General features: G+C 66.5%; 16 protein-coding genes. 7 read left to right on the forward strand and 9 right to left on the reverse strand.

All coding sequences use genetic code 11. The features are described from left to right. Positions 1 to 122: 122 nt before the first annotated feature. Positions 123 to 1,505: an L-serine ammonia-lyase gene (locus XARJCFBP2528_RS13535; RefSeq protein WP_039526094.1), complete on the reverse strand. Its 1,383-nt coding sequence runs from the start codon at positions 1,503 to 1,505 to the stop codon at positions 123 to 125. Between the two features lie 85 nt (positions 1,506 to 1,590). Here XARJCFBP2528_RS13535 and XARJCFBP2528_RS13540 point away from each other — a divergent pair, with 85 nt between their 5' ends. After that, a complete protein-coding gene (locus tag XARJCFBP2528_RS13540; RefSeq protein ID WP_016904749.1) occupies positions 1,591 to 1,824 on the forward strand; it encodes a glutaredoxin family protein in 234 nt (77 codons plus the stop codon). 600 nt (positions 1,825 to 2,424) lie between these two features. Here XARJCFBP2528_RS13540 and XARJCFBP2528_RS13545 read toward each other — a convergent pair. Genes XARJCFBP2528_RS13545 through XARJCFBP2528_RS13555 form a run of 3 tightly spaced genes read right to left on the reverse strand, consistent with a single transcriptional unit; the run spans position 2,425 to position 4,234 of the window. Further along, entirely contained in the window at positions 2,425 to 2,994 is a 570-nt protein-coding gene (locus XARJCFBP2528_RS13545) for a YceI family protein (protein WP_016904748.1), read from the reverse strand. Positions 2,995 to 3,005: 11 nt separating this feature from the next. Further along, positions 3,006 to 3,569: a cytochrome b gene (locus tag XARJCFBP2528_RS13550; RefSeq protein WP_016904747.1), complete on the reverse strand. Its 564-nt coding sequence runs from the start codon at positions 3,567 to 3,569 to the stop codon at positions 3,006 to 3,008. 2 nt (positions 3,570 to 3,571) lie between these two features. Next, positions 3,572 to 4,234 carry a YceI family protein gene (locus XARJCFBP2528_RS13555; RefSeq protein WP_016904746.1) on the reverse strand — a complete coding sequence of 221 codons (663 nt, stop codon included), beginning with the start codon at positions 4,232 to 4,234 and terminating at the stop codon, positions 3,572 to 3,574. A gap of 96 nt (positions 4,235 to 4,330) precedes the next feature. On the opposite strand from XARJCFBP2528_RS13555, the gene XARJCFBP2528_RS13560 reads away from it, so the two are divergent. Both XARJCFBP2528_RS13560 and XARJCFBP2528_RS13565 read left to right on the forward strand, forming a co-directional pair. Beyond that, positions 4,331 to 7,897 carry a hybrid sensor histidine kinase/response regulator gene (locus tag XARJCFBP2528_RS13560; protein ID WP_016904745.1) on the forward strand — a complete coding sequence of 1,189 codons (3,567 nt, stop codon included), beginning with the start codon at positions 4,331 to 4,333 and terminating at the stop codon, positions 7,895 to 7,897. 206 nt (positions 7,898 to 8,103) lie between these two features. Next, positions 8,104 to 11,676 (forward strand): hybrid sensor histidine kinase/response regulator, encoded by a 3,573-nt coding sequence (locus tag XARJCFBP2528_RS13565; protein ID WP_374057761.1) that lies wholly within the window; start codon positions 8,104 to 8,106, stop codon positions 11,674 to 11,676. A gap of 75 nt (positions 11,677 to 11,751) precedes the next feature. Here the strand turns inward: XARJCFBP2528_RS13565 and mdtD are convergent, their stop codons facing one another. The 5 genes from mdtD to XARJCFBP2528_RS13590 form a co-directional block, all read right to left on the reverse strand. Next, positions 11,752 to 13,173, reverse strand: coding sequence for a multidrug transporter subunit MdtD (gene mdtD / locus XARJCFBP2528_RS13570; protein ID WP_047124790.1), 1,422 nt, complete (start codon positions 13,171 to 13,173; stop codon positions 11,752 to 11,754). A gap of 208 nt (positions 13,174 to 13,381) precedes the next feature. After that, positions 13,382 to 14,446: a uroporphyrinogen decarboxylase gene (hemE, locus tag XARJCFBP2528_RS13575; RefSeq protein WP_047124791.1), complete on the reverse strand. Its 1,065-nt coding sequence runs from the start codon at positions 14,444 to 14,446 to the stop codon at positions 13,382 to 13,384. Positions 14,447 to 14,459: 13 nt separating this feature from the next. Then, the gene (locus XARJCFBP2528_RS13580; protein ID WP_006449079.1) at positions 14,460 to 14,711 is read right to left on the reverse strand and encodes a WGR domain-containing protein; all 252 of its coding nucleotides are present in this window, start codon (positions 14,709 to 14,711) and stop codon (positions 14,460 to 14,462) included. 194 nt (positions 14,712 to 14,905) lie between these two features. Continuing rightward, positions 14,906 to 16,018, reverse strand: coding sequence for a 3-dehydroquinate synthase (gene aroB / locus XARJCFBP2528_RS13585; protein WP_039813451.1), 1,113 nt, complete (start codon positions 16,016 to 16,018; stop codon positions 14,906 to 14,908). Beyond that, positions 16,015 to 16,557 (reverse strand): shikimate kinase, encoded by a 543-nt coding sequence (locus tag XARJCFBP2528_RS13590; protein WP_047124792.1) that lies wholly within the window; start codon positions 16,555 to 16,557, stop codon positions 16,015 to 16,017. Before XARJCFBP2528_RS13590 ends, aroB begins: the two co-directional genes overlap by 4 nt. A 341-nt stretch (positions 16,558 to 16,898) precedes the next feature. Here XARJCFBP2528_RS13590 and pdxH point away from each other — a divergent pair, with 341 nt between their 5' ends. The 4 genes from pdxH to XARJCFBP2528_RS13610 all read left to right on the forward strand — a co-directional run bounded on the left by pdxH (position 16,899) and on the right by XARJCFBP2528_RS13610 (position 19,282). Continuing rightward, positions 16,899 to 17,498 carry a pyridoxamine 5'-phosphate oxidase gene (pdxH, locus tag XARJCFBP2528_RS13595; protein WP_016904371.1) on the forward strand — a complete coding sequence of 200 codons (600 nt, stop codon included), beginning with the start codon at positions 16,899 to 16,901 and terminating at the stop codon, positions 17,496 to 17,498. Continuing rightward, a complete protein-coding gene (gene aac(6') / locus XARJCFBP2528_RS13600) occupies positions 17,495 to 17,950 on the forward strand; it encodes an aminoglycoside 6'-N-acetyltransferase (RefSeq protein ID WP_047124793.1) in 456 nt (151 codons plus the stop codon). Before pdxH ends, aac(6') begins: the two co-directional genes overlap by 4 nt. A gap of 132 nt (positions 17,951 to 18,082) precedes the next feature. Beyond that, a complete protein-coding gene (locus tag XARJCFBP2528_RS13605) occupies positions 18,083 to 18,499 on the forward strand; it encodes a YjfI family protein (protein ID WP_005995044.1) in 417 nt (138 codons plus the stop codon). A gap of 12 nt (positions 18,500 to 18,511) precedes the next feature. Beyond that, entirely contained in the window at positions 18,512 to 19,282 is a 771-nt protein-coding gene (locus tag XARJCFBP2528_RS13610; RefSeq protein WP_039515231.1) for a PspA/IM30 family protein, read from the forward strand. Positions 19,283 to 19,306: the final 24 nt, after the last annotated feature.

Genomic DNA, 19,306 nt, shown 5'->3' on the forward strand with positions numbered 1-19,306 from the left:
TGGGGACGTACAGCGCTGTCATGCGACTGCATCGGCGGGCGCTGCCGTTGGACGCATTGCCCAGTTTGGCGATGTCTGGAGAGCGACTGCAATACATGGCGCGGCCTGGGCCCGCGCCCGGCTCAGCACTCGATAACGTTGACCGCCAGGCCGCCGCGGCTGGTTTCCTTGTACTTGTCCTGCATGTCGCGGCCGGTGTCGCGCATGGTCTTGATGACCTTGTCCAGCGACACCTTGTGCTTGCCGTCGCCACGCATGGCCATGCGGCTGGCGTTGATCGCCTTCACCGCGCCCATTGCATTGCGTTCGATGCACGGGATCTGCACCAGGCCGCCGATCGGGTCGCAGGTCAGGCCCAGGTTGTGTTCCATGCCGATTTCCGCGGCGTTTTCGATCTGCCCCGGGTTGCCGCCCAGCGCGGCGACCAAGCCACCGGCGGCCATCGAGCAGGCCACGCCCACTTCGCCCTGGCAGCCGACCTCGGCGCCGGAAATGGAGGCATTTTCCTTGTAGAGGATGCCGATGGCCGCAGCGGTGAGCAGGAAGTCGAAGATGCGCTGCTCGGATGCGCCGGGGCAGAAGCGGTCGAAGTAATGCAGCACCGCCGGGATGATGCCGGCTGCGCCGTTGGTGGGCGCGGTGACCACGCGGCCACCGGCTGCGTTTTCCTCGTTGACGGCCAGTGCGTAGAGATTGACCCAGTCCAGTGTGGTCAGTGGATCGCGCATCGCCGCTTCCGGTTTGGACGACAGCTCGCGGTACAACGCCGGTGCGCGCCGAGAGACGTTCAGGCCACCCGGTAGCGTCCCTTCCTGGCGGATGCCGCGCTCCACGCAGGACTGCATAGCGCTCCAGAGTTCGCGCAGGCCCGCGCGAATCTCGTCCTCGCTGCGCCAGCTCTTTTCGTTTTCGAACATCAGCGCGGCGATGCTCAGGCCGCTGCGCGCGCACTGCGCGAGCAGTTCGTCGCCGCTGAGGAAGGGGTAGGGCAGCGGCGTTTCGTCGGCCACGATGCGGTCGTCGGCGGCATCGTCCTGGTTGACCACGAAGCCGCCACCGACCGAGTAGTAATCGCGCGTGGCGATCACCGCTTCATCGGCATCGTAGGCGGTAAAGCGCATGCCGTTGGTGTGGTAGGGCAGTTTCTGCCGCTTGTTCATCGGCAGGTCGCGCTTTTCGTCGAAGGCGACGACGTGCTGGCCCATCAGGTTGATGCGCTTGCTGGTGCGGATGCGCTCCAGCGTGGCCGGGATGATGTCCGGGTCGATCAGGTTGGGGCGGTGGCCTTCCAGGCCGAGCAGCACGGCCTTGTCGGTGCCATGGCCGCGGCCGGTCAGGGCCAGCGAGCCGAAGACTTCGGCGCGGATGCGCACCACATCCTGCAGGCGGCCGGCATCCAGCAGCCAACGATGCACGAAGCGCTCTGCCGCGCGCATCGGCCCCACGGTGTGGGAGGAACTCGGACCGATGCCGATCTTGAACAGGTCGAACGTGCTGACAGCCATGCTTGCCGGAGAGGTGAGCGTAAAGGCGGCTATTCTAGTCGGTCGGCGCTTGCGGCACGGCTGCAGCGCAGCATGAGATTTCCCGATGGCCTTGATCCTGTATCAGCGCGACGATTGCCACCTGTGCGACCAGGCCGTGGAAGTGCTGGCGCAGGCACGCGCAGGCGAGTTCGGCAGTGTCTTCATCGACGGCGATGCGGCGCTTGAGGCCGCTTATGGGGAGCGCGTGCCGGTGCTGCGCGATGCGCACGGGCGCGAGCTGGGCTGGCCATTCGACAGCCTGCGGTTGCGAGAGTGGTTGAACGCCGGCACGCGATGAAGCGGTGTGTTCGCCCCCCGTACGCAACAGATTTTGGATTTGGAGTGGCTGAAAACGACGTAGTGCCGGTCTGGTGCGGAGCGGATGTTTGGGCCTTCGCTGCAAGGCGGCCGATCTGCTGCTTGGCTGCAGGGCCCTTGCCCGGCCACCATCGCGGGACACGCCGCAAGTACGTCCTCGCAAGCTCTTCTGCGGCATCCATGCCGCATAACGTCCCGCAACGGTGGGTGGACAGGGACCAGTCGAGCTGGTCGTTGTGTATGGTTTTCAACAGAGCAATCGGCAACTGTCTGGTGCGGTGTCCTTGCCGATTGCGGGACCGTGTGGCGGCATGGATGCCGCCACCGAGCCCCCAGGGACGGGGTCACGGTGTGTCCCGCGAGCGGTGAGGGCACCGCGCCCTCGACCGATTCAGCGTTTGACCTGGACTTTTGACTGCATCCAACAAGATGTGGCTAACAGACTAATCTTGGCGGCCGCCCGCTACGTTCTCGAAGGAAACTTTTGCGCGGTGTCATCCGGCCGACAGGCATAAAAAAACGGCGGACCCGACGAGGTAGTCCGCCGTTCAATGGCCGCGTCCGGTTGCGGCCGGTGGCGTTACTTCGCCTTGAACACGACCTTGGTGCTGATCGCGGTTTCGTTGGGAATGGTCTTGGTGTCGGCCCAGTCGCCGCCGCCGACGCCGAAGTCCAGGCGCTTGACCAGCGCCTTGCCGGCCAGCACCGGCTGCGCGCCGGGTGTCCAGGTGAAGGTCAGCGTGACCGGCTTGCTGACACCGCGCAGTTCCAGCGTGCCGTCGGCCGCGTACTGGTTGCCGCCGAGTGCGCGGAACTTGTCGGCGCGGTAGCGCGCGGTGGCGAACTTGGCGACGTTGAAGAAGTCCGGCCCCTGCAGGGTCGAATCGCGGTCGTTGTTGCCGCTGATGGCACTGGCCAGCGGGATGCGTACATCGAGCTTGGCGCCGGCAAGATTGGCCGGGTCGAAACTCAGCGTGGTGTCGAAACCGGGGAACTTGCCGGTAAACACTTCGCCGTCGTACTTGCTGGCAAACACCAGCGACGAGCCGGGCGCCTGCACGTAGTCGGCAGCGAGGACCGGGGCGGCAGCAAACGTGGCCACCAGGGAGGCGGCGACCAGCAGGGGAGAGGCGAACAACCTGGACGACATGGGGGAATCCTTTAGGGTTTGGAAGAGAGCCAGCCGCGCGGCAACATCCGCACCAAGGTGGCGTCACGCTGGAACAGGTGGTGGTAGAGCGCAGCGCCGGCATGCGCCAGCACCACGGCAATCAACAACCAGAAGCCCCATTCGTGGATGAAGTGCGCAACCGCACGCAATTGTTCGTCCGGCGGGCTGAGCTTGGGCACGGCAAACAGGCCAAACCAGCGGAACGGGCGCAGGCCGCTGGTGGAGTCGTACAACCAGCCCGACAGCGGCATCGCAAAGATCATCGCGTACAGCAGCCAGTGGGTCAGCCCGGCGATGCGTTCCTGCCAGCGTGGGGTGCCGGCCACCGGCGGCGGCGCGCCCGCATAGAGGCGCCAGCCCAGCCGGACGATCACCAGTGCCAACACGGTCAGGCCCACCGATTTGTGCGCTGTGTAGACCCAGAAGTATTTCGGCGTCTTGGGCAATTCGCCCATGGTCAGGCCGACGATGCCCAGCACCAGGATCAGCAGTGCGATCAGCCAGTGCAGGGCCTGGCTGACACCGCCCCAGCGTTCGACGTTCTTCAGGGTCATGCTCAGGATTCCGGGCTGGGCGCAGCGTCAGGGGCGGTGGGTGCGTTTTGGGGTTGCGGTTGCGGCGCGTCGTCGTCGGCGCGGCCTTCGCGCACGGCTTCGGCTTCGATGCGCAGCTCCACCGTATCGCCGATCATCGATTTCCACGCGTCGATGCCGAACTCCGCACGGCTCAGCGTAGCGGTGGCGGAAAACCCGGCGGTACGGCGAAACGGCGGCAATGGATGGCGTTTGAGCGCATTGAGGGTGACGTCCAGGGTGACCGGGCGGGTGACCCCGTGCAGGGTCAGGTTGCCGGTGACCTTGGCGTGGTTTTCGCCGCTGGCTTCCACCTGTGTGGAGACGAAATGCGCGTCGGGAAAGCGCTCGGCGTCGAGTAGGTTGCGTGCCAGGGTGGCCTCGTTCCACTTGGCATCGCCCAGGTCGGCGCGGCGCAGCGGCACGGTCACGTCCAGCCGTGCCGAGGCCCAGTCGTCCGGGTCGAACACCAGCGTGCCGCTAGTTCCGGAAACGGTGCCCAACGCCTTGGAAAAGCCGGCATGTTCGACCGCAAACAGCACCCGCGTATGCACCGGATCCAGCGCGTAACGCACCGGCGCGGCGGTCGCGGCAAGGCTGGTCACGACCAGGGCGGGAAGCAGCAACAGGCGGGCGAGGGTTGTCATGGGCGGATTCTAGACATATCCCGCTGCACCGCGCTTGGCTTGCGCTCGCAACGATCCGTTGCGAGCATGCGGGCTGGACGTGGAAAGGATGCCCACATGCGTGCGCTTGCTGTTTTGCTGGTCTTGCTGCTGGGCGCGCTGCCCTGTGCGGCGAAGATTCCGGAGATTCCGCGTTTCCGGATCGTGGGTCCCAGCGACGGACTCCCATCGACCATGGTGGTTGCGATCCACCAGGATCGCGCCGGCTATCTGTGGCTTGGCACCCTGGATGGTTTGGTGCGGTACGACGGCGCAGGATTCAGGACCTGGCGGCATGATCCTTCCGACCCGGCATCGTTGCCCTGCAACGCGATCCAGGCGTTGCACATCGACGCGCTTGACAGGATATGGATCGGCTGCGGCAAGACGCTGAGCGTCATGGATGCCGGACGAGGCCATTTTCGGCACTACCGCGCGGTTGACTATCCGTTGATGAAGGACGGCGAGATCTACAGCATCACTGCGTTCGACGGCGATATCTGGGCCGGAACCACGACCGGCGCGCTGATTCGCATCGATACTTCCGGCGTGATGTCGTCGGTGGATCTGGGTACGGTCGATGGCGACCTTGACCAGGCAATGGTCATGAATCTCACGGCGGACAACCGGCAGCGGATGTGGATCGGAACCACCAGTGGCCTGGCGTATTACGACGGAAAACGTCTGCATCGCGTCTATGTCCCGGACGAGCCGAACCGGCAGTCTGCCATCTTCGGTCTGCAATGGGCGGGGGACCGTCTGTGGCTGGGCAGCGAATCGGGGTTACACGTCATGGGATCCGACGATGGATGGCAGCCGCTTCCCTGGGGGACGATGTTCGGCACTGGCAACGAATTCTGGGGTGCAGTGGCTGCCCCGGACGGCGAATTCTGGTTGGGAAGCGGACGCGGTCTGTGGCGGACCCGCGGCGAGCGTCCACCGGTCCCTGCCTTCAGCGGAGAGGGGGCTTTGTCACGCCGTAATGTCATTGGCCTGCTTGGAGCCGCTGATGGCGGGCTATGGGTTCCGATGCATGGCACCGGCCTTGGGTATTTGCCGGCAGACTGGAAGCGCACTGCCGTGCTCAGACCCGCGGTGCCGACGGGTGATGCCATCTATTGCAACCTGGCCCCTGCCACACGTTCTGGTGGCTTGTGGCAAGTCGATGCGGAAGGTCGCTTGTTGCGCGTCGATCCAAGCACTGGCGACACGTTTCAGACAGGGTTGCAGTCGTCGCAACTCAAGGACATGGAGTTGGTGTCGGCGCTGGAGGATCGCCTGCAACGTGTCTGGCTAGGCAATTTGAGCTTTGGCCTTTCCCGCATGGACCTGCGTACCGGTGAATTCATCCACTGGCCGTCCGATGGCCCCGAACCGGCGTCGGCGCTATCGGCGCCTGACTGGATCATCGAGCATGGCGATACGGTGTGGATGGCCTTCATCGACATGCTGCAGCAGCGCGATCTGCGTAGCGGTCGTGTCTTGCAGCGCATCACGCAGCAGGACTTGCACGGCTTGCGCGATATCGCCGTACAGCAGCTGGAACAGGGCCCGGACGGGCGTGTCTGGGTTGCAGGCGAAGGCGGCATGTTTGCCTGGGACGAAGCGTCACACCAGTTCGTACCGGTCCCCGGGTTGGAAGGGACGCAGATCCAGGCGTTTGCCAGCCAATCGCCGGAGATGGTGTGGGTGTATCGGGCCGTCGGTGCAGAACAATGGAAAAAAACCGCAACACGTTGGGTACGCGTGCGTCAGGTGGGCCAGGCCGACGGCCTGACCGGGTTCGACGCGTCCGCAATGCGGATCGACCCGCGTGGCAGGGTCTGGATTTCCAGCTTGCGCGGGCTATGGCGGATCGACCCTTCGGTGACGCCGGCACGCCTACGCAATATCGGTACACGCGATGGATTGACCAGCCAGGAGTTCATTCAGCACTGTCTGCTGATGGCGGGCGATACCCTGATCGGGGCGACCAGCGATGGCTCTACCGTGCTGCTGGATACCGCAATGCCCGATATCGCACCGTTTGTTCCGGCACTGCAGCTGGAACATGTCAGTGTGCTACGCAATGGTGCACGCATCGCGTTGCCAATGGATCGCCCGTTTCAGCTTGGCCCTGGAGATCGGCAACTGCAGATCGTCAGCCGTCTGCTGTCGTACAGCGACCCGCTGTCCAATCGTTATCGCAGTTTCTTGAAAGGCTTCGACACCGAATGGCAGACCTCGGGCAACGCGGGAATCCGAGAATTCGCCAGCTTGCCTGCTGGTAGCTACGAACTCACGCTGCAGGGGGTGGATCCGCTGGGCAATCGCTCACAGGTGCGCTCGCTGCGGTTCTCGGTCAATCCACCGTGGTGGCGCAGTGACACAGGCATCGCGCTCATTTGCCTGCTTGTGCTGCTGCTGGGCGCATTGCTCGCCGCCGCTTACCGCCGCCGTGTGCGCATGCGCGCGCAATGGCAGCTGGCCCAGCACAAACGCGAGCTGGCCGAGCAGGCATCGTTGGCCAAGACGCGCTTTCTTGCGACCCTGGGGCACGAAGTGCGGACGCCGATGACCGGTGTGCTGGGCATGAGCGAGTTGCTGCTGCAGACGCCGCTGGATGGCCGTCAGCAGGGCTATGCCAGCGCGATCCAGCTGGCCGGCAAGCATCTGCTGCGGCTGGTCAACGATGCATTGGATCTGGCACGGATCGAGGCCGGCAAGCTGCCGTTGGATTACCGCGACTTCGATCTGCGTCAGCTGATCGGCCAGGTGGCCGAGCTGGTGCGCCCGAGCGCCGAGCAGAAGCAACTGGTCTTCGCCTGCGAACTGGACGACGCGCTGCCGCCGGCCTTGCATGGCGATGCCAGTCGGGTGCAACAGATCCTGCTCAACCTGTTGTTCAATGCGGTCAAGTTCACCGAGCGTGGCAGCGTCAGCCTGCGTGTGGCGGTGGTGCCGCAAAGCCACAAGCAAGGCATCCGGATCGAAGTGTGCGACACCGGCCCGGGCATGAGTGCAGAACAGCGCGGGCGCCTGTTCCAGCGCTTCGAGCAGGCCGAAGGCGCCGTGACGCTGGCCCGGCATGGCGGCAGCGGCCTGGGCCTGGCGATCTGCCGCGAACTGGCAGCGGCGATGGGCGGTGCGGTAACGGTCAGCAGCGAACTGGGGCAGGGAGCGTGTTTTGTCGTCGAGCTGCCGCTGCGCTGGGTGAGTGCGCTCCCCGCGGTGCCTGCGCCTGCACGGGCAAGCTCGCCGCAGGCACAGGCGCCATTGCAGTTGCTGCTGGTCGAGGACGACCCGACCGTGGCGCAGGTGATCATTGGCCTGCTGCAGACGCGTGGTCATCGGGTCACCCATGTCCTGCACGGTCTGGCGGCGTTGGCCGAGGTGAGTACGCGCAGCTTCGATGCGGGGCTGTGCGATCTGGACCTGCCGGGCATCGACGGTGCGGCGCTGGTCGCGCAGTTGCGTGCGCGCGGCGTGCGCTTTCCGATCGTTGCGGTCACCGCACGTGCCGATGCCGACGCAGAACCGCAGGCGATGGCCGCCGGCTGCAATGGCTTCCTGCGCAAGCCGGTCACCGGCGAGTTGCTGGCACAGGCACTGGCAGGTGTGCTGGCCGACGCCGCCGATGCGCATGACGTCCCGGCCGTCGACTGAGCTGTCATCGCGTGCCCCGTCGTACGGTTGCCGCCTGGCGCGGATGCAACAGCGGTGAACCAGATCGAGACCCCGTGCATGCGTCGGTTCGGGCCGAGAAGTGGAAACGGATGAGCCACGCGGCAGGCTCGCTCGGGCTTGCTCGCACCGCGTGCGGCCCGCACTATGCGGCGACTTGTCGTGAAGCCTGTCCAGTGCGCCTTTTTTTGTGTTTTTCCTATTGGTTGATCGCGGCAGTGTCGCTGGGGCTGTGCGCCACGGTGCCACCTGCACGGGCGGCCACGCACGCGCTGCTCACGCCGGTGCCCAGCCAGGTCACGGTCGCCGACGGGCTGCCCTCGGACACCGTCAGTGAGCTTGCCGAAGACCAGCAGGGCTATCTCTGGATCGCCAGCGACGACGGCCTGGCCAGATTCGATGGCCGCAATTACCGCATCTGGCGGATGGAAGAAGGGCTGACCAGCAACGCGATCTGGACCATCTGCGTCGATCGTGACAATCGGGTGTGGATGGGGTTCGAGAACGGCGGGGCCGGGTTTCTGGAGGCCAAGACGCGCACGTTCAGGCGGCTGGAGAACCTGCAGTTTCCGGAGCTGCGCGAAATCACGGTGTGGGCGCTGGCAAACACCCCGAACGGCGATGTCTGGCTTGGTACTGCTGCCCACGGGCTATATCGGCGACGTCCCGACGGCAGCATGCAGCGATTTTCCAACGTGCCCAGCGACCCGACCAGCCTGCCGTCCGACAGCGTGATCGGGTTCGAGGTCGCGCCCGACGGAACATTGTGGATCGGAACCCATGGCGGGCTCGCGCGCTGGGACGGTACGCATTTTCAACGGGTGCGGTTGCCTGGAACCACGCAGGCGGTCAATCGCCTGCAAATGGAACACAGCGGCAACACCTTGTGGGTGTCGGACGTGGTCGGCGATGCGTTCCGTGTGGGCGCCGATGGCCAGGCGCGGCCCCAGCCATGGCAGAAAGCCGTGAGCAAGCGGCGGGTCATGGGGGTGTTGCTGCACGATCGCAGCGGGCGCTATTGGCTGGACACCGACAGCGGCCTGGGCCTGTCCACCGCAGGAACCGAGATCAGCAGCGTCCCGGTCTACAGCCTGTCAGCGCACGGCCTTGTCAGGCGCAACTGGATTGCAGCCTACGAAGATCGGGAGGGCGGGCTGTGGTTTGCGGCGCTCGAAGGTGGCCTGTGGCACCTGCCTCCCCATTGGGACACCTTTGCGGTACTGGCCCACCACGGCGATGACTCACAGTCGCTGGCCAATCCGTCCGTGCTGGCGACGGCGTCTTCGGCTGCGGGCGGTGTCTGGCTGGCTGGTTCGCGGCATGTGCTGGAGTATCTCGATGCGGCAACCGGCCAACTGCAGAAGCATGTGGCTCAGATCGATGCCCGTCCGCCCGACTCCATGCTTGAAAGCCGGCGCGGGTTGGTCTGGATCGGCGTCGAAGGAAAATTGGTCCGGTATGACCCGCAGACCCGGCAAGTCAAACGCTGGCAGTTGCGTGAGGATGTCGAACCCGATCCGGACGGTGCTGCGGACCGACCGGGCTGGATGGCAGAGGACGCGCAGGGCCGACTGTGGGTGACGGTGCTGGAATATGGCCTGCAAATCCGCAACCAGGAGGGGCAGCTGCTGCGGACCATCGTCAATGGCAGTCATGGACTGGAGGTGTTGACCATCCTGGACATACGCCTTGGCCCGGATGGTCAGATATGGCTGAGCAATAACGCCGGTCTACGGCGCTGGGACCCCGCTGCCGACCGGTTTGTCCCCGTCGAGGGCACGCCGTCCCTGCCGACATATCTGTTCCGGCTGGGAGAGGGGGGCGTGGTCTGGACCGGGTTGGCTGGCGAGATCCGGCGGTATCTGTGGGATGGAAAGCGGCTCAAGCACCTGGACACGGTCGGAAAGGAGCAGGAGTTTCCGATGGTGGCGCCCAACGGCCTGGTGGTCGATGCCAGGGGCGTGGCCTGGGTGTCCAGTCAACGCGGCCTGATCCGGATCGACCCCGGCAGCAGGCTGGTGCGTGTGTACGGGGTGCACGATGGGCTCCCCAACCAGCAGTTGCTGATCAACACCCTGGTGCAGGCTGGTAGCGGGCGGATTGTTGCTGCATCGCCCGACGGCGTGGTGGTGTTCGACCCGGCCACGATGCGTCCCAGCACGCGCAGGCCGCCGTTGATCATCGAACGCGTGGGCTTGCGGCGCGGGGAGCGTGGTCTGGATATCACCGGACAGGAGCCGCTGACGATGCAGGACGGCGACCGCGATCTGCATATCGTCGCGCGCCTGCTCAGCCTGGCCGATTCCGAATCCAACAGTTACCGCTTTCGTTTGAGTGGCTACGATCCGGACTGGATCGATGTCGGTCCCAGCGGCGAGCGGCAGTTTTCGCGGCTGCCAGCAGGGCATTACACGCTGGAAGTGCAGGGGCGCACCGCCGATGGGATCTGGTCGGCCAGCCAGACGCTACGTTTTCAGGTGCTGCCGCCGTGGTGGCTGGCGCCGTGGGGACTGGTGTTTCTGGGCCTGCTCGCGCTCTGCATCATCGCCGCGGCGGTGTTGTTGTATCGCCGCCGCCTGCGGCGTTTGAACGCCTGGCAACTGGCAGTGCACAAGCAGGAGCTGGCCGAGCAGGCGTCGTTGGCCAAAACGCGCTTTCTGGCCACGCTCGGCCACGAGGTGCGTACCCCGATGACCGGCGTGCTGGGCATGAGCGAACTGTTGCTCAAGACTTCGCTGGACAACAAGCAGCGCAGCTATACCGAATCGATCCGTCGTGCCGGCGCGCACCTGCTGCGCCTGGTCAACGATGCACTGGACCTGGCGCGGATCGAATCCGGCCGCCTGGAACTGGATCTGGAGCCGTTCTCGGTGCGCCAGCTGGTGGCCGAGGTGGAAGGCCTGATGGCGCCACTGGCACAGGAGCGCGGCCTGCGTTTCAGCCTGGAAATCGGGCTGCTTGGCGACATCACCGCCAGCGGCGATGTCACCCGCATCCGCCAGATTCTGCTCAACCTGCTCAGCAATGCGATCAAGTTCACCGAGCGCGGCGTGGTCGGGCTCAAGCTGACCACGCTCGGGTCGTATCAGGGGCTGCGTTTCGAAGTGGCCGATACCGGCCCGGGCATCAACGCCGACCAGAAAGCGCGTCTGTTCCAACGCTTCGAACAGGGCGACGGCGCCAAGACCACCTCGCGCTACGGCGGCAGCGGCCTGGGTCTGGCCATCTGCCAGGAACTGGCGATGGCGATGGGCGGGCATATCGAAGTGATCAGCCGGTTGGGCGCGGGTACGCGCTTCGTGGTCGATCTGCCGCTGCGCTGGGTCGCTTCCAACGCCACGCTCGGTGGCGAGGTGGCGCGCGCCGGGGGCGCGGTCGCCCCGCAGCGCATCCTGCTGGTGGAAGACGACCCCACCATCGCCGAGGTCATCGTTGGCCTGCTGCGTTCGCAAGGTCACTCGGTGGTGCATGCGCCACACGGGCTGGCCGCGCTGACCGAAGCGGCCGACAACCCCTTCGATCTGGCCTTGCTCGATCTGGATCTGCCCGGGCTGGACGGCTTCGCCCTGGCGCGGCAGCTGCGCGTGTTCGGTTACGACATGCCGCTGGTCGCAGTGACCGCACGTTCGGACGAAGAGGCCGAACCCACCGCGCAGGAAGCCGGGTTCGACAGCTTCCTGCGCAAGCCGCTTACCGGCGACATGCTGGCCGACACCATCGCCGAGGCATTGCGGCGCGAACGCCCGCGCGATGAGATCTAGAGCCGTGTGCCGCGGTTGAAATCGCGCACGGCCCTGCGCTGGCGCACGGCGCTGGTCGATGGCGCAGCGGCCGTGTCATTCGGCGACTTCTTCCACCTGCCTGGGGTGCGGCCGCGTCTCGGCCAGCTGCCAGAAGATCAGTGTCGACGACAAGGTGATGCCACCGACGCACAGGAAGGTCGCATGCAATGCGGCAGTGGCGCCGTGGCTGTCGCCCAGATGCGTGTTGAAGGCGGCCAACAAGCTGCCCGCCGCCGCCGCGCCGAAACCGGTCGCCAGCATCATCACCATCGATAGCAGGCTGTTGCCGGGGCTGGCCTGCTCGCGATCGAGGTCGCGCAGGGTCACGGTGTTCATGACGGTGAACTGCAGCGAGTTCACCGCGCCAAAGCAGGCCAGCTGCACCAGCCGCAGCCATAGCGGCTGGCCCACATCGATCAAGGCAAAGCTGGCCATCGCCAGGCCCACCAGCACGGTGTTGAGCATCAGCACACGGCGATAGCCGAAGCGACCGACCAGCTTCACCGCGGCACGTTTGGCCGCCATGCCGGCCAACGCCACCGGCACCATCATCAGCCCGGCATTCATCGGGCTCATGCCCAGGCCGACCTGCAGCAACAGCGGAATCAGGAACGGCATCGAGCCGCTGCCCACCCGCGCGAACAGGTTGCCCAGGATGCCGATGCGATAGCTGGCCACCTTGAACAAGGCCAGCGGAAACAACGCCGCTGGCGTGCTGGCCGCATGCAACCAATAACCGGCCAACGCGGCCAGCCCACCGATGGCCAGCAGCATGACAAAGGCATGGCGCAGGCCGAGCTCGGAAATGCCGTCCAGCGCCAGCGACAGTGCCACCATGCCGAACGCCAGCATCAGATAGCCGATCAGGTCGAAGCGCTGGCGCGCATCGCCGTAGTGGTCGGGCATGATCTTCAGCGCAGCGATGAAACCGATCACGCCAATCGGCAGGTTGATCAGGAACACCCAGTGCCACGAGGCGACTTCCACCAGCCAGCCACCCAGCGTGGGGCCGATGAGTGGGCCGATCAATGCGGGAATCGCGATGAAACTCATCGCGCGCAGGAAGTCGGCGCGCGCCACGGTCTTGAGCACCGCCAGCCGTCCCACCGGCAGCAGCATCGCCCCGCCAATGCCTTGCACCACGCGCGCCGCCACCAGCTGCGGCAGCTGCTGCGCGGCGGCGCACAGCAGCGAGCCCAGCGTGAACACGATGATCGCCGCCAGGAAGGTACGCCGGGTGCCGAAGCGGTCCGCAATCCAGCCCGATGCAGGGATGAACATCGCCACTGCCAATGCATAACTGAAGACCACCGACTGCATCTGCAGCGGGCTTTCATGCAGGCTGCGCGCCATCGACGGCAACGCCGTATTGACGATGGTCGCATCCAGCATCTGCATGAAGATCGCCAGCGACACCAGCCACAGCAGCGGCTTGATGGTGTCGTAGGCGCGCAAGGTGGGGACGGGCTGAGACATGGCGACCACTGTCGAGGAGACAGGGCATTATCCCCACGCCGATGTGCAGGAACTCAGAAAAACGTGCGCATTCGCGGCCCAGGGTTCAAAGCATGTACTGCGATCAGTCCATCACATCATGCGGGATGGACCATCGCCTCGCACCGCGCGTCATGCCGGATCTAGCGGCGACCAACCGCGCATCACGCGCGGCTGGTCACGCGGCGCATCAGCGCTTGCTCAGCGTCTGCACCGCTTCCACCAGCACGCCCACATGTTCCGGGTTCATGTCGGGCGACATGCCGTGGCCGAGGTTGAAGACATGGCCTTCGCGCGAGCCGCCGTTGCCCTGGGCGTAGCTGTCCAGGGTCTTGCCGACCTCGGCGCGGATCGCCTCGGGCGAGCCGTACAGGGTGGCCGGGTCCAGGTTGCCCTGGAGCGCGACGCGGCCGCCGGCGCGCTGGGCGGCGTCGGCCAGCGCGATGGTCCAGTCCACGCCCACCGCTTCGGCACCGCTGGCGGCCAGCTCGCTCACGTAGGCCCCATTGCCCTTGCCGAACAACACCAGCGGGGTGCGCTCGGCACCGTCGCCGCGTTCCAGCTCGCGCGCGATGCGGGTGAGGTAGGGCAGCGAGAATTCGCGGTACATCGCCGGCGACAACACGCCGCCCCAGGTGTCGAACACCTGCAACGCCTGCGCACCGGCCGCGCGCTGCGCGGACAGGTAGGCAATCACGGCATCGGTGACGGTGCCGAGCAGGTGATGCAGCACGTCCGGCGCGTTGAAGGCCATGGCCTTGATGCGCGCGTATTCCTTGCTGCCGCCGCCTTCGATCATGTAGCAGGCCAGCGTCCACGGGCTGCCGGAGAAGCCGATCAACGGCACCGCGCCATCCAGCTCACGGCGAATCAGGCGCACCGCATCCATCACGTAACGCAGCTCGGTTTCCATGTCCGGCACGCCCAGCCGATGGATCGCGGCGGCATCGCGCACCGGGTGGCGGAACTTGGGGCCTTCGCCTTCGACGAAATACAGCTCCAGGCCCATCGCATCGGGAATGGTCAGGATGTCGGAGAACAGGATCGCCGCGTCCAGCGGAAAGCGTTGCAGCGGCTGCAGCGTCACTTCGCAGGCGATCTCGGGATTCTTGGCCATGCCGAGGAAGCTGCCGGCGCGCGCGCGGGTGGCGCGGTATTCCGGCAGATAGCGGCCGGCCTGGCGCATCAGCCACACGGGGGTGCGGTCCACGGGCTGACGGTTCAGGGCGCGCAGCAGGCGATCGTTCTTGAGCATGGGAGGTGTGTCCTCAGCGCGGCGCGTCGGCGCCGCCGGTGATGAGTTGGAAGCCGCGTTTGAGGTGGGTGTCGCGCGCCTTGTCGAAGGCCCGGTCCGCTTCGTCCTGCAGCAGGTATTGGTCGCGTCGCAACTGCGAGCGTCCACCGATCTCGCCGCTTTCACGCAGCAGCTCCCAGCCGCCGAACAAGTCCGGTTGCAGGGTCAACTGGACGTAGCGGAGCGGCGCGTTGCCGCCAGGATCGTGTTGCAAGTGGATGCGCATGACGCCGATTGTAGCCGGGCGGTGCTGAAGGCTGGGAGCAGTGGGCGCGCCGGGTTGCTCCGCTTGCGAAGGGAGCGTCGGCAAGCAGGGATGACGTAGGAGCGCACCTGGGCGCGACGGGATTTACCGGCAAGCCCTGTCGCGCCCGGGGGCGCTCCTACGAATGCGCCGGAGACAGTGAGTGATGGCGTTGCTCAGCCCGCCAGGATCTCCAGCACTGCCGCCTCGTCAACATCGGGTACCACCTCGGCCTTGCCGATGCCGCGCCACAACACCAGCCGCAGGCGGCCGGCGATGTTCTTCTTGTCCAGCCGCATGCGCCCCAGCAGGGCCTGCGGCGACAGGCCGGGCGGAATGTCGGTGGGCAGGTCGAAGTCATGCAGCAGCGCGCGCAGCGCCTCGGTGTCCTGCGCATCGCTCATGCCCAGCGCGGCCGACAGCCGCGCGGCCAGCACCATGCCCACCGCGACCGCTTCGCCATGGTTGAGGTTGTCGTTGCCGGGCGCGCCGTAGCCCTGTTCGGTCTCGATCGCATGGCCGAAGGTGTGGCCAAGGTTGAGCAGGGCACGCTCGCCCTTTTCCAGCGGGTCGCGCGCCACGATGTCGGCCTTGTGCTCGCAGCTGCGCGCGATCGCCTGTGCCAGGGCGTCGGCATCGCCCTCCAGCAGCGCGCGGCGTTCGGCATGCAGCCATTGGAAGAACAGCGGGTCGCGGATGGCGCCGTACTTGATCACCTCGGCCAGCCCGGCGCGCAGCTCGCGCGCGGGCAGGGTGTGCAAGGTGTCGGTATCGGCGATCACTGCGCGTGGCGGATGGAACGCGCCGACCAGGTTCTTGCCCTGCGGGATGTCCACCGCGGTCTTGCCGCCGACCGAGGAATCCACCATCGCCAGCAGGCTGGTGGGCAGTTGCACGCAATCCACCCCGCGCATCCAGCAAGCCGCCGCGAACCCGGCTAGGTCGCCGACCACGCCGCCGCCGAGCGCGAACACGCAGGCGTCGCGGGTGGCGCCCAGCTCGGCCAATGCCGCGATCGCGGCGCCGAAATTGTCCAGCGTCTTGGAGGCTTCGCCGGCGGCGATCACCAGCTCGCCCAGTTGCAGGTCCGGGCGCGCCTGCAGCAGCGCCTTGCGCACGCCGGCGGCGTACTGCGGGGCCACCTGCGAGTCGCTGAGCAGCAGCACGTGGCGGCCGCGCACATGGCTGGCCAGGCGTGCGCCGTCGGCCAGCAGGCCGGGCGCAATGGTGATGGTGTACGGCTGCGCACCGTCGACATCGACGCTGCGCGAGGAACGGGGAAGTGTCATGCGGGGGTACTCGACATGCGCCATTGCGCGGCCAGGCGCAGCACCAGCTGCGCGGTGGCCTCGGCGGGGGAGAAGTGATCGGTTTCCAGGCTGAGGTCGGCGACCTCCTGGTACAGCGGGGTGCGTTGCGCGGCCATCGCATGCAGCACCTGCTCGCGGTCGGCGCGTTGCAACAGCGGCCGGTTGCGGTCGCGCGCCAGCCGGGTCAGCTGGGCCGGCACGCTGACGTGCAGGTACACCACAAAGCCGCGCGCGCGGATGCGCTGGCGGTTGAGCGGATCCAGCACCGCGCCACCGCCGGTGGAAATCAGCTTGTTGTCCTGCTCCAGCAGCGTCTGCAGGGTCTGGACCTCGTGCTGCCGGAACCGCGCTTCGCCGTGCTGCTCGAAAATGGCCGGGATGCTGCTGCCGACCTGCTCGACGATGGCCTGGTCCACATCGACGAACTCCAGCCCGAAGCGCTCGGCCAGGCGGCGGCCGATGCAGCTTTTTCCGGCGCCCATCGGGCCGACCATCACGAGATTGGAAGCGGGGTTCATGCGCAGGGATCGTAGCATTCGGGCCCGCGCATCGGGCCGATCGGCATGGACTGAAACCATTCCGGCGCGGCGCCCGTCGTCTGCACGCTGCAGCATCGACACCCACGCTATGCGGACAACGGCCGCGTGGACCGCTGAAGATTGAGCGGTCGCACGCAACCCGTGGCGAATGCTTGGCAGCCAGCGTCAGTGACGCGAAGACGCCCCGATGCGCGCGACCTGCGTTTCAGGCGCCAGCCGCAGGTCCTGGCAGCGGGCGCGGGCCTGTCGACCGCCGCGCGTAGGCGAAGCAGGCCCGATGCGCCCACAATAGGCGTCAATCTTGCTGCCCTCGCACCGTCATGACCGATCTGTACGCAGAAGCCCTTGCCACCTTTACCGCGCTGTACGCCGAGGCGCAGGCCGGCGCCGAACTTGAAGCCAGCGCAATGACCGTGGCCACCGCCAACGTGGACGGCCGGCCGAGCGCGCGCACCGTGCTGCTCAAGGCCTTCGATGCGCGCGGGTTCGTGTTCTACACCCACCTGGACAGCGCGAAGGGCCGCGACCTGCAGACCCATCCGCAGGCCGCCCTGCTGTTCCTGTGGCGCAGCCTGCGCGAGGCCGGCATCCAGGTGCGCATCGAAGGCGGCGTGCAACTGGTCGGTGCGGAGGAATCGGATGCCTACTTCGCCTCGCGCCCGCGCATGAGCCAGATCGGCGCCTGGGCCTCGCTGCAGTCGCAGACGCTGGGCTCGCGTGAGGAGTTCGACGCGGCCATCGCCAAGGTCGAAGCCACCTTCGAAGGCCGCGAGGTGCCGCGCCCGGAGGGCTGGGGCGGGTTCCGGGTGGTGCCGCAGGCGTTCGAGTTCTGGTACGGCGCCAAGTTCCGCCTGCACGAGCGCTGGCGTTACGAGGCCGATGCGGCCAGCCACTGGAGCAAGCGGATGCTGTATCCGTGAGCACGCAGGCCGGCTGGCGGGTGCGCACGGCGGTGGGCGCCGATGCGCAGGCCTTGCTGGCCCTGCGCCTGGCCTTGTGGCCCGATGCCGACGACAGCGTCGCCGAGCTGCAGGCCGCGCTGGCGCAGGTAGACGCCAGCCACCTGCTGGTGGTGGACGACGCAGATGCGGCGCTGGGGTTTGCCGAGGTGTCGGTGCGCCACGACTACGTCAATGGCACCGAGAGCACGCCGGTGGGCTTTCTGGAAGGCTGGTATGTGAGTCCGGCCTGGCGCGGCCGCGGGCTCGGTCGCGCGCTGGTGGCCGCGGCAGTGGAGTGGACGCGGGAGCAGGGCTGCGCGGAGCTGGCCTCCGATGCGCGGCTGGACGACAGCGGCGCCCAGGCAGCGCATGCGGCATGCGGCTTCGAGCCAACTGAACGGGTGGTCTACTACCGCCTGCAGCTGGCCTGACCGGCTGACTTCCGGCCCTTTCTGCCGGTCGCGGACAGTCTGTAGTATGTCCGCCCATTGCACGGCTGCTGCTGCATCACCGCAGCGGCATCTGCATCACCACCGCTGCATGACCAAAGGACAGGACATCGTATGACGCAGTACACCACTGTCGAATTGCACGGCCTGCTGGCCGAGCGCTACCGCGACCAGCCGATCGAGGTCGAACTGATCGACGGGCTGGAGCCGGCCATCAACCTCACCCTGGCCGACCACGGCGACATGCAGATCCAGGTCGCCGCCTCCGGCTCGCAGGTGTTCGTTTCCACGCTGCTTGCCAATGCCGACCAGGTCAGCGACCGCGCGGCGTTCAACGACGCCTGCCTGCGGCTCAACCCGCTCAATCCCTTGTCCAACCTGGGCCTGGTGCAGGTCGACGGCAAGGATAGCTATGTGGTCTTTGGCGAACTGTCGGCGTCGTCCACGCTCGACCAGATCGACGAGGAAATCCAGACCCTGGCGGCCAATACGCTGGATGCCGCCGAATCTCTCAAGCCGTTCTTTTCCTAAAGGCGTGTTGTCATGAGTATCTTTTCAAAGCTGATCACGCTGCTGCGTGGCACTGCACACGAAACCGGCCAGAAGGCGGTCGACGCCAACGCGCTGCGCATCCTGGACCAGGAAATGCGCGATGCCGGCGCCCAGCTCACGCGCTCGCGCGAAGAGCTGACCAAGCTGATGGCGCAGAGCAAGCTCGCCCAGCAGAAGATCGACGCGCGCGCCGGCAAGATGGCCGAATACACGCGTTACATCGAAGGTGCGCTGGCCAAGAACGACGAGGCACTGGCGCACGACGTGGCGGTCAAGCTGGCGGCGCTGGAAAGCGAGGACGCCGGCGACAAGGCCTCCAAGAGCTCGCTGGACCAGTCGGTGGTGACGCTCAAGGCCACCATCCAGAAGACCGAGAACCAGCTGCGCGGCATGCGCCAGCAGATCGACACCGTCAAGGCCACCGACGCGGTGCAGAAGGCGCAGGCGGCGATTGCCGCGCGCCATTCCGGTGCCAGCAGCAAGATGGGCTCGGCACTGGAATCGCTGGAGCGGATCAAGGCGCGTCAGGCCGAAACCTCCGCACGCATCGAATCGGCCGAAGAGCTGGAGGCATCCAGCGGCGACGGCGATCTGAACCGGCGTCTGGCCGCGGCCGGCCTGATGGAAGGCGAGTCCAACGCCGCCGCAGTGCTGGCACGCTTCAAGAAGCCGGCCCAGCTCGGCCACGACACCGCCGGCGGCAGCGCGCCGCTGATCGGCCAGGTGCGCGACGTACAGCAGGTTCCGCGCAGCGACAGCTGATCCGCCGCACGGCACAGGACGCGC

It is taken from the genome of Xanthomonas arboricola pv. juglandis (genome assembly GCF_001013475.1).
GTDB lineage: Bacteria > Pseudomonadota > Gammaproteobacteria > Xanthomonadales > Xanthomonadaceae > Xanthomonas > Xanthomonas arboricola.

What these genes read in the sequence shown, in the direction of transcription:
- XARJCFBP2528_RS13540 (WP_016904749.1), top strand. Translation starts at nt 1,591, where the DNA reads ATGGCCTTGATCCTGTATCAGCGCGACGATTGCCACCTGTGCGACCAG.
- XARJCFBP2528_RS13610 (WP_039515231.1), top strand. Translation starts at nt 18,512, where the DNA reads ATGAGTATCTTTTCAAAGCTGATCACGCTGCTGCGTGGCACTGCACAC.
- mdtD (WP_047124790.1), bottom strand. Translation starts at nt 13,173, where the DNA reads ATGTCTCAGCCCGTCCCCACCTTGCGCGCCTACGACACCATCAAGCCG.
- hemE (WP_047124791.1), bottom strand. Translation starts at nt 14,446, where the DNA reads ATGCTCAAGAACGATCGCCTGCTGCGCGCCCTGAACCGTCAGCCCGTG.
- XARJCFBP2528_RS13545 (WP_016904748.1), bottom strand. Translation starts at nt 2,994, where the DNA reads ATGTCGTCCAGGTTGTTCGCCTCTCCCCTGCTGGTCGCCGCCTCCCTG.
- XARJCFBP2528_RS13580 (WP_006449079.1), bottom strand. Translation starts at nt 14,711, where the DNA reads ATGCGCATCCACTTGCAACACGATCCTGGCGGCAACGCGCCGCTCCGC.
- XARJCFBP2528_RS13605 (WP_005995044.1), top strand. Translation starts at nt 18,083, where the DNA reads ATGACGCAGTACACCACTGTCGAATTGCACGGCCTGCTGGCCGAGCGC.
- XARJCFBP2528_RS13550 (WP_016904747.1), bottom strand. Translation starts at nt 3,569, where the DNA reads ATGACCCTGAAGAACGTCGAACGCTGGGGCGGTGTCAGCCAGGCCCTG.
- XARJCFBP2528_RS13560 (WP_016904745.1), top strand. Translation starts at nt 4,331, where the DNA reads ATGCGTGCGCTTGCTGTTTTGCTGGTCTTGCTGCTGGGCGCGCTGCCC.
- XARJCFBP2528_RS13590 (WP_047124792.1), bottom strand. Translation starts at nt 16,557, where the DNA reads ATGAACCCCGCTTCCAATCTCGTGATGGTCGGCCCGATGGGCGCCGGA.
- pdxH (WP_016904371.1), top strand. Translation starts at nt 16,899, where the DNA reads ATGACCGATCTGTACGCAGAAGCCCTTGCCACCTTTACCGCGCTGTAC.
- XARJCFBP2528_RS13555 (WP_016904746.1), bottom strand. Translation starts at nt 4,234, where the DNA reads ATGACAACCCTCGCCCGCCTGTTGCTGCTTCCCGCCCTGGTCGTGACC.
- aroB (WP_039813451.1), bottom strand. Translation starts at nt 16,018, where the DNA reads ATGACACTTCCCCGTTCCTCGCGCAGCGTCGATGTCGACGGTGCGCAG.
- XARJCFBP2528_RS13535 (WP_039526094.1), bottom strand. Translation starts at nt 1,505, where the DNA reads ATGGCTGTCAGCACGTTCGACCTGTTCAAGATCGGCATCGGTCCGAGT.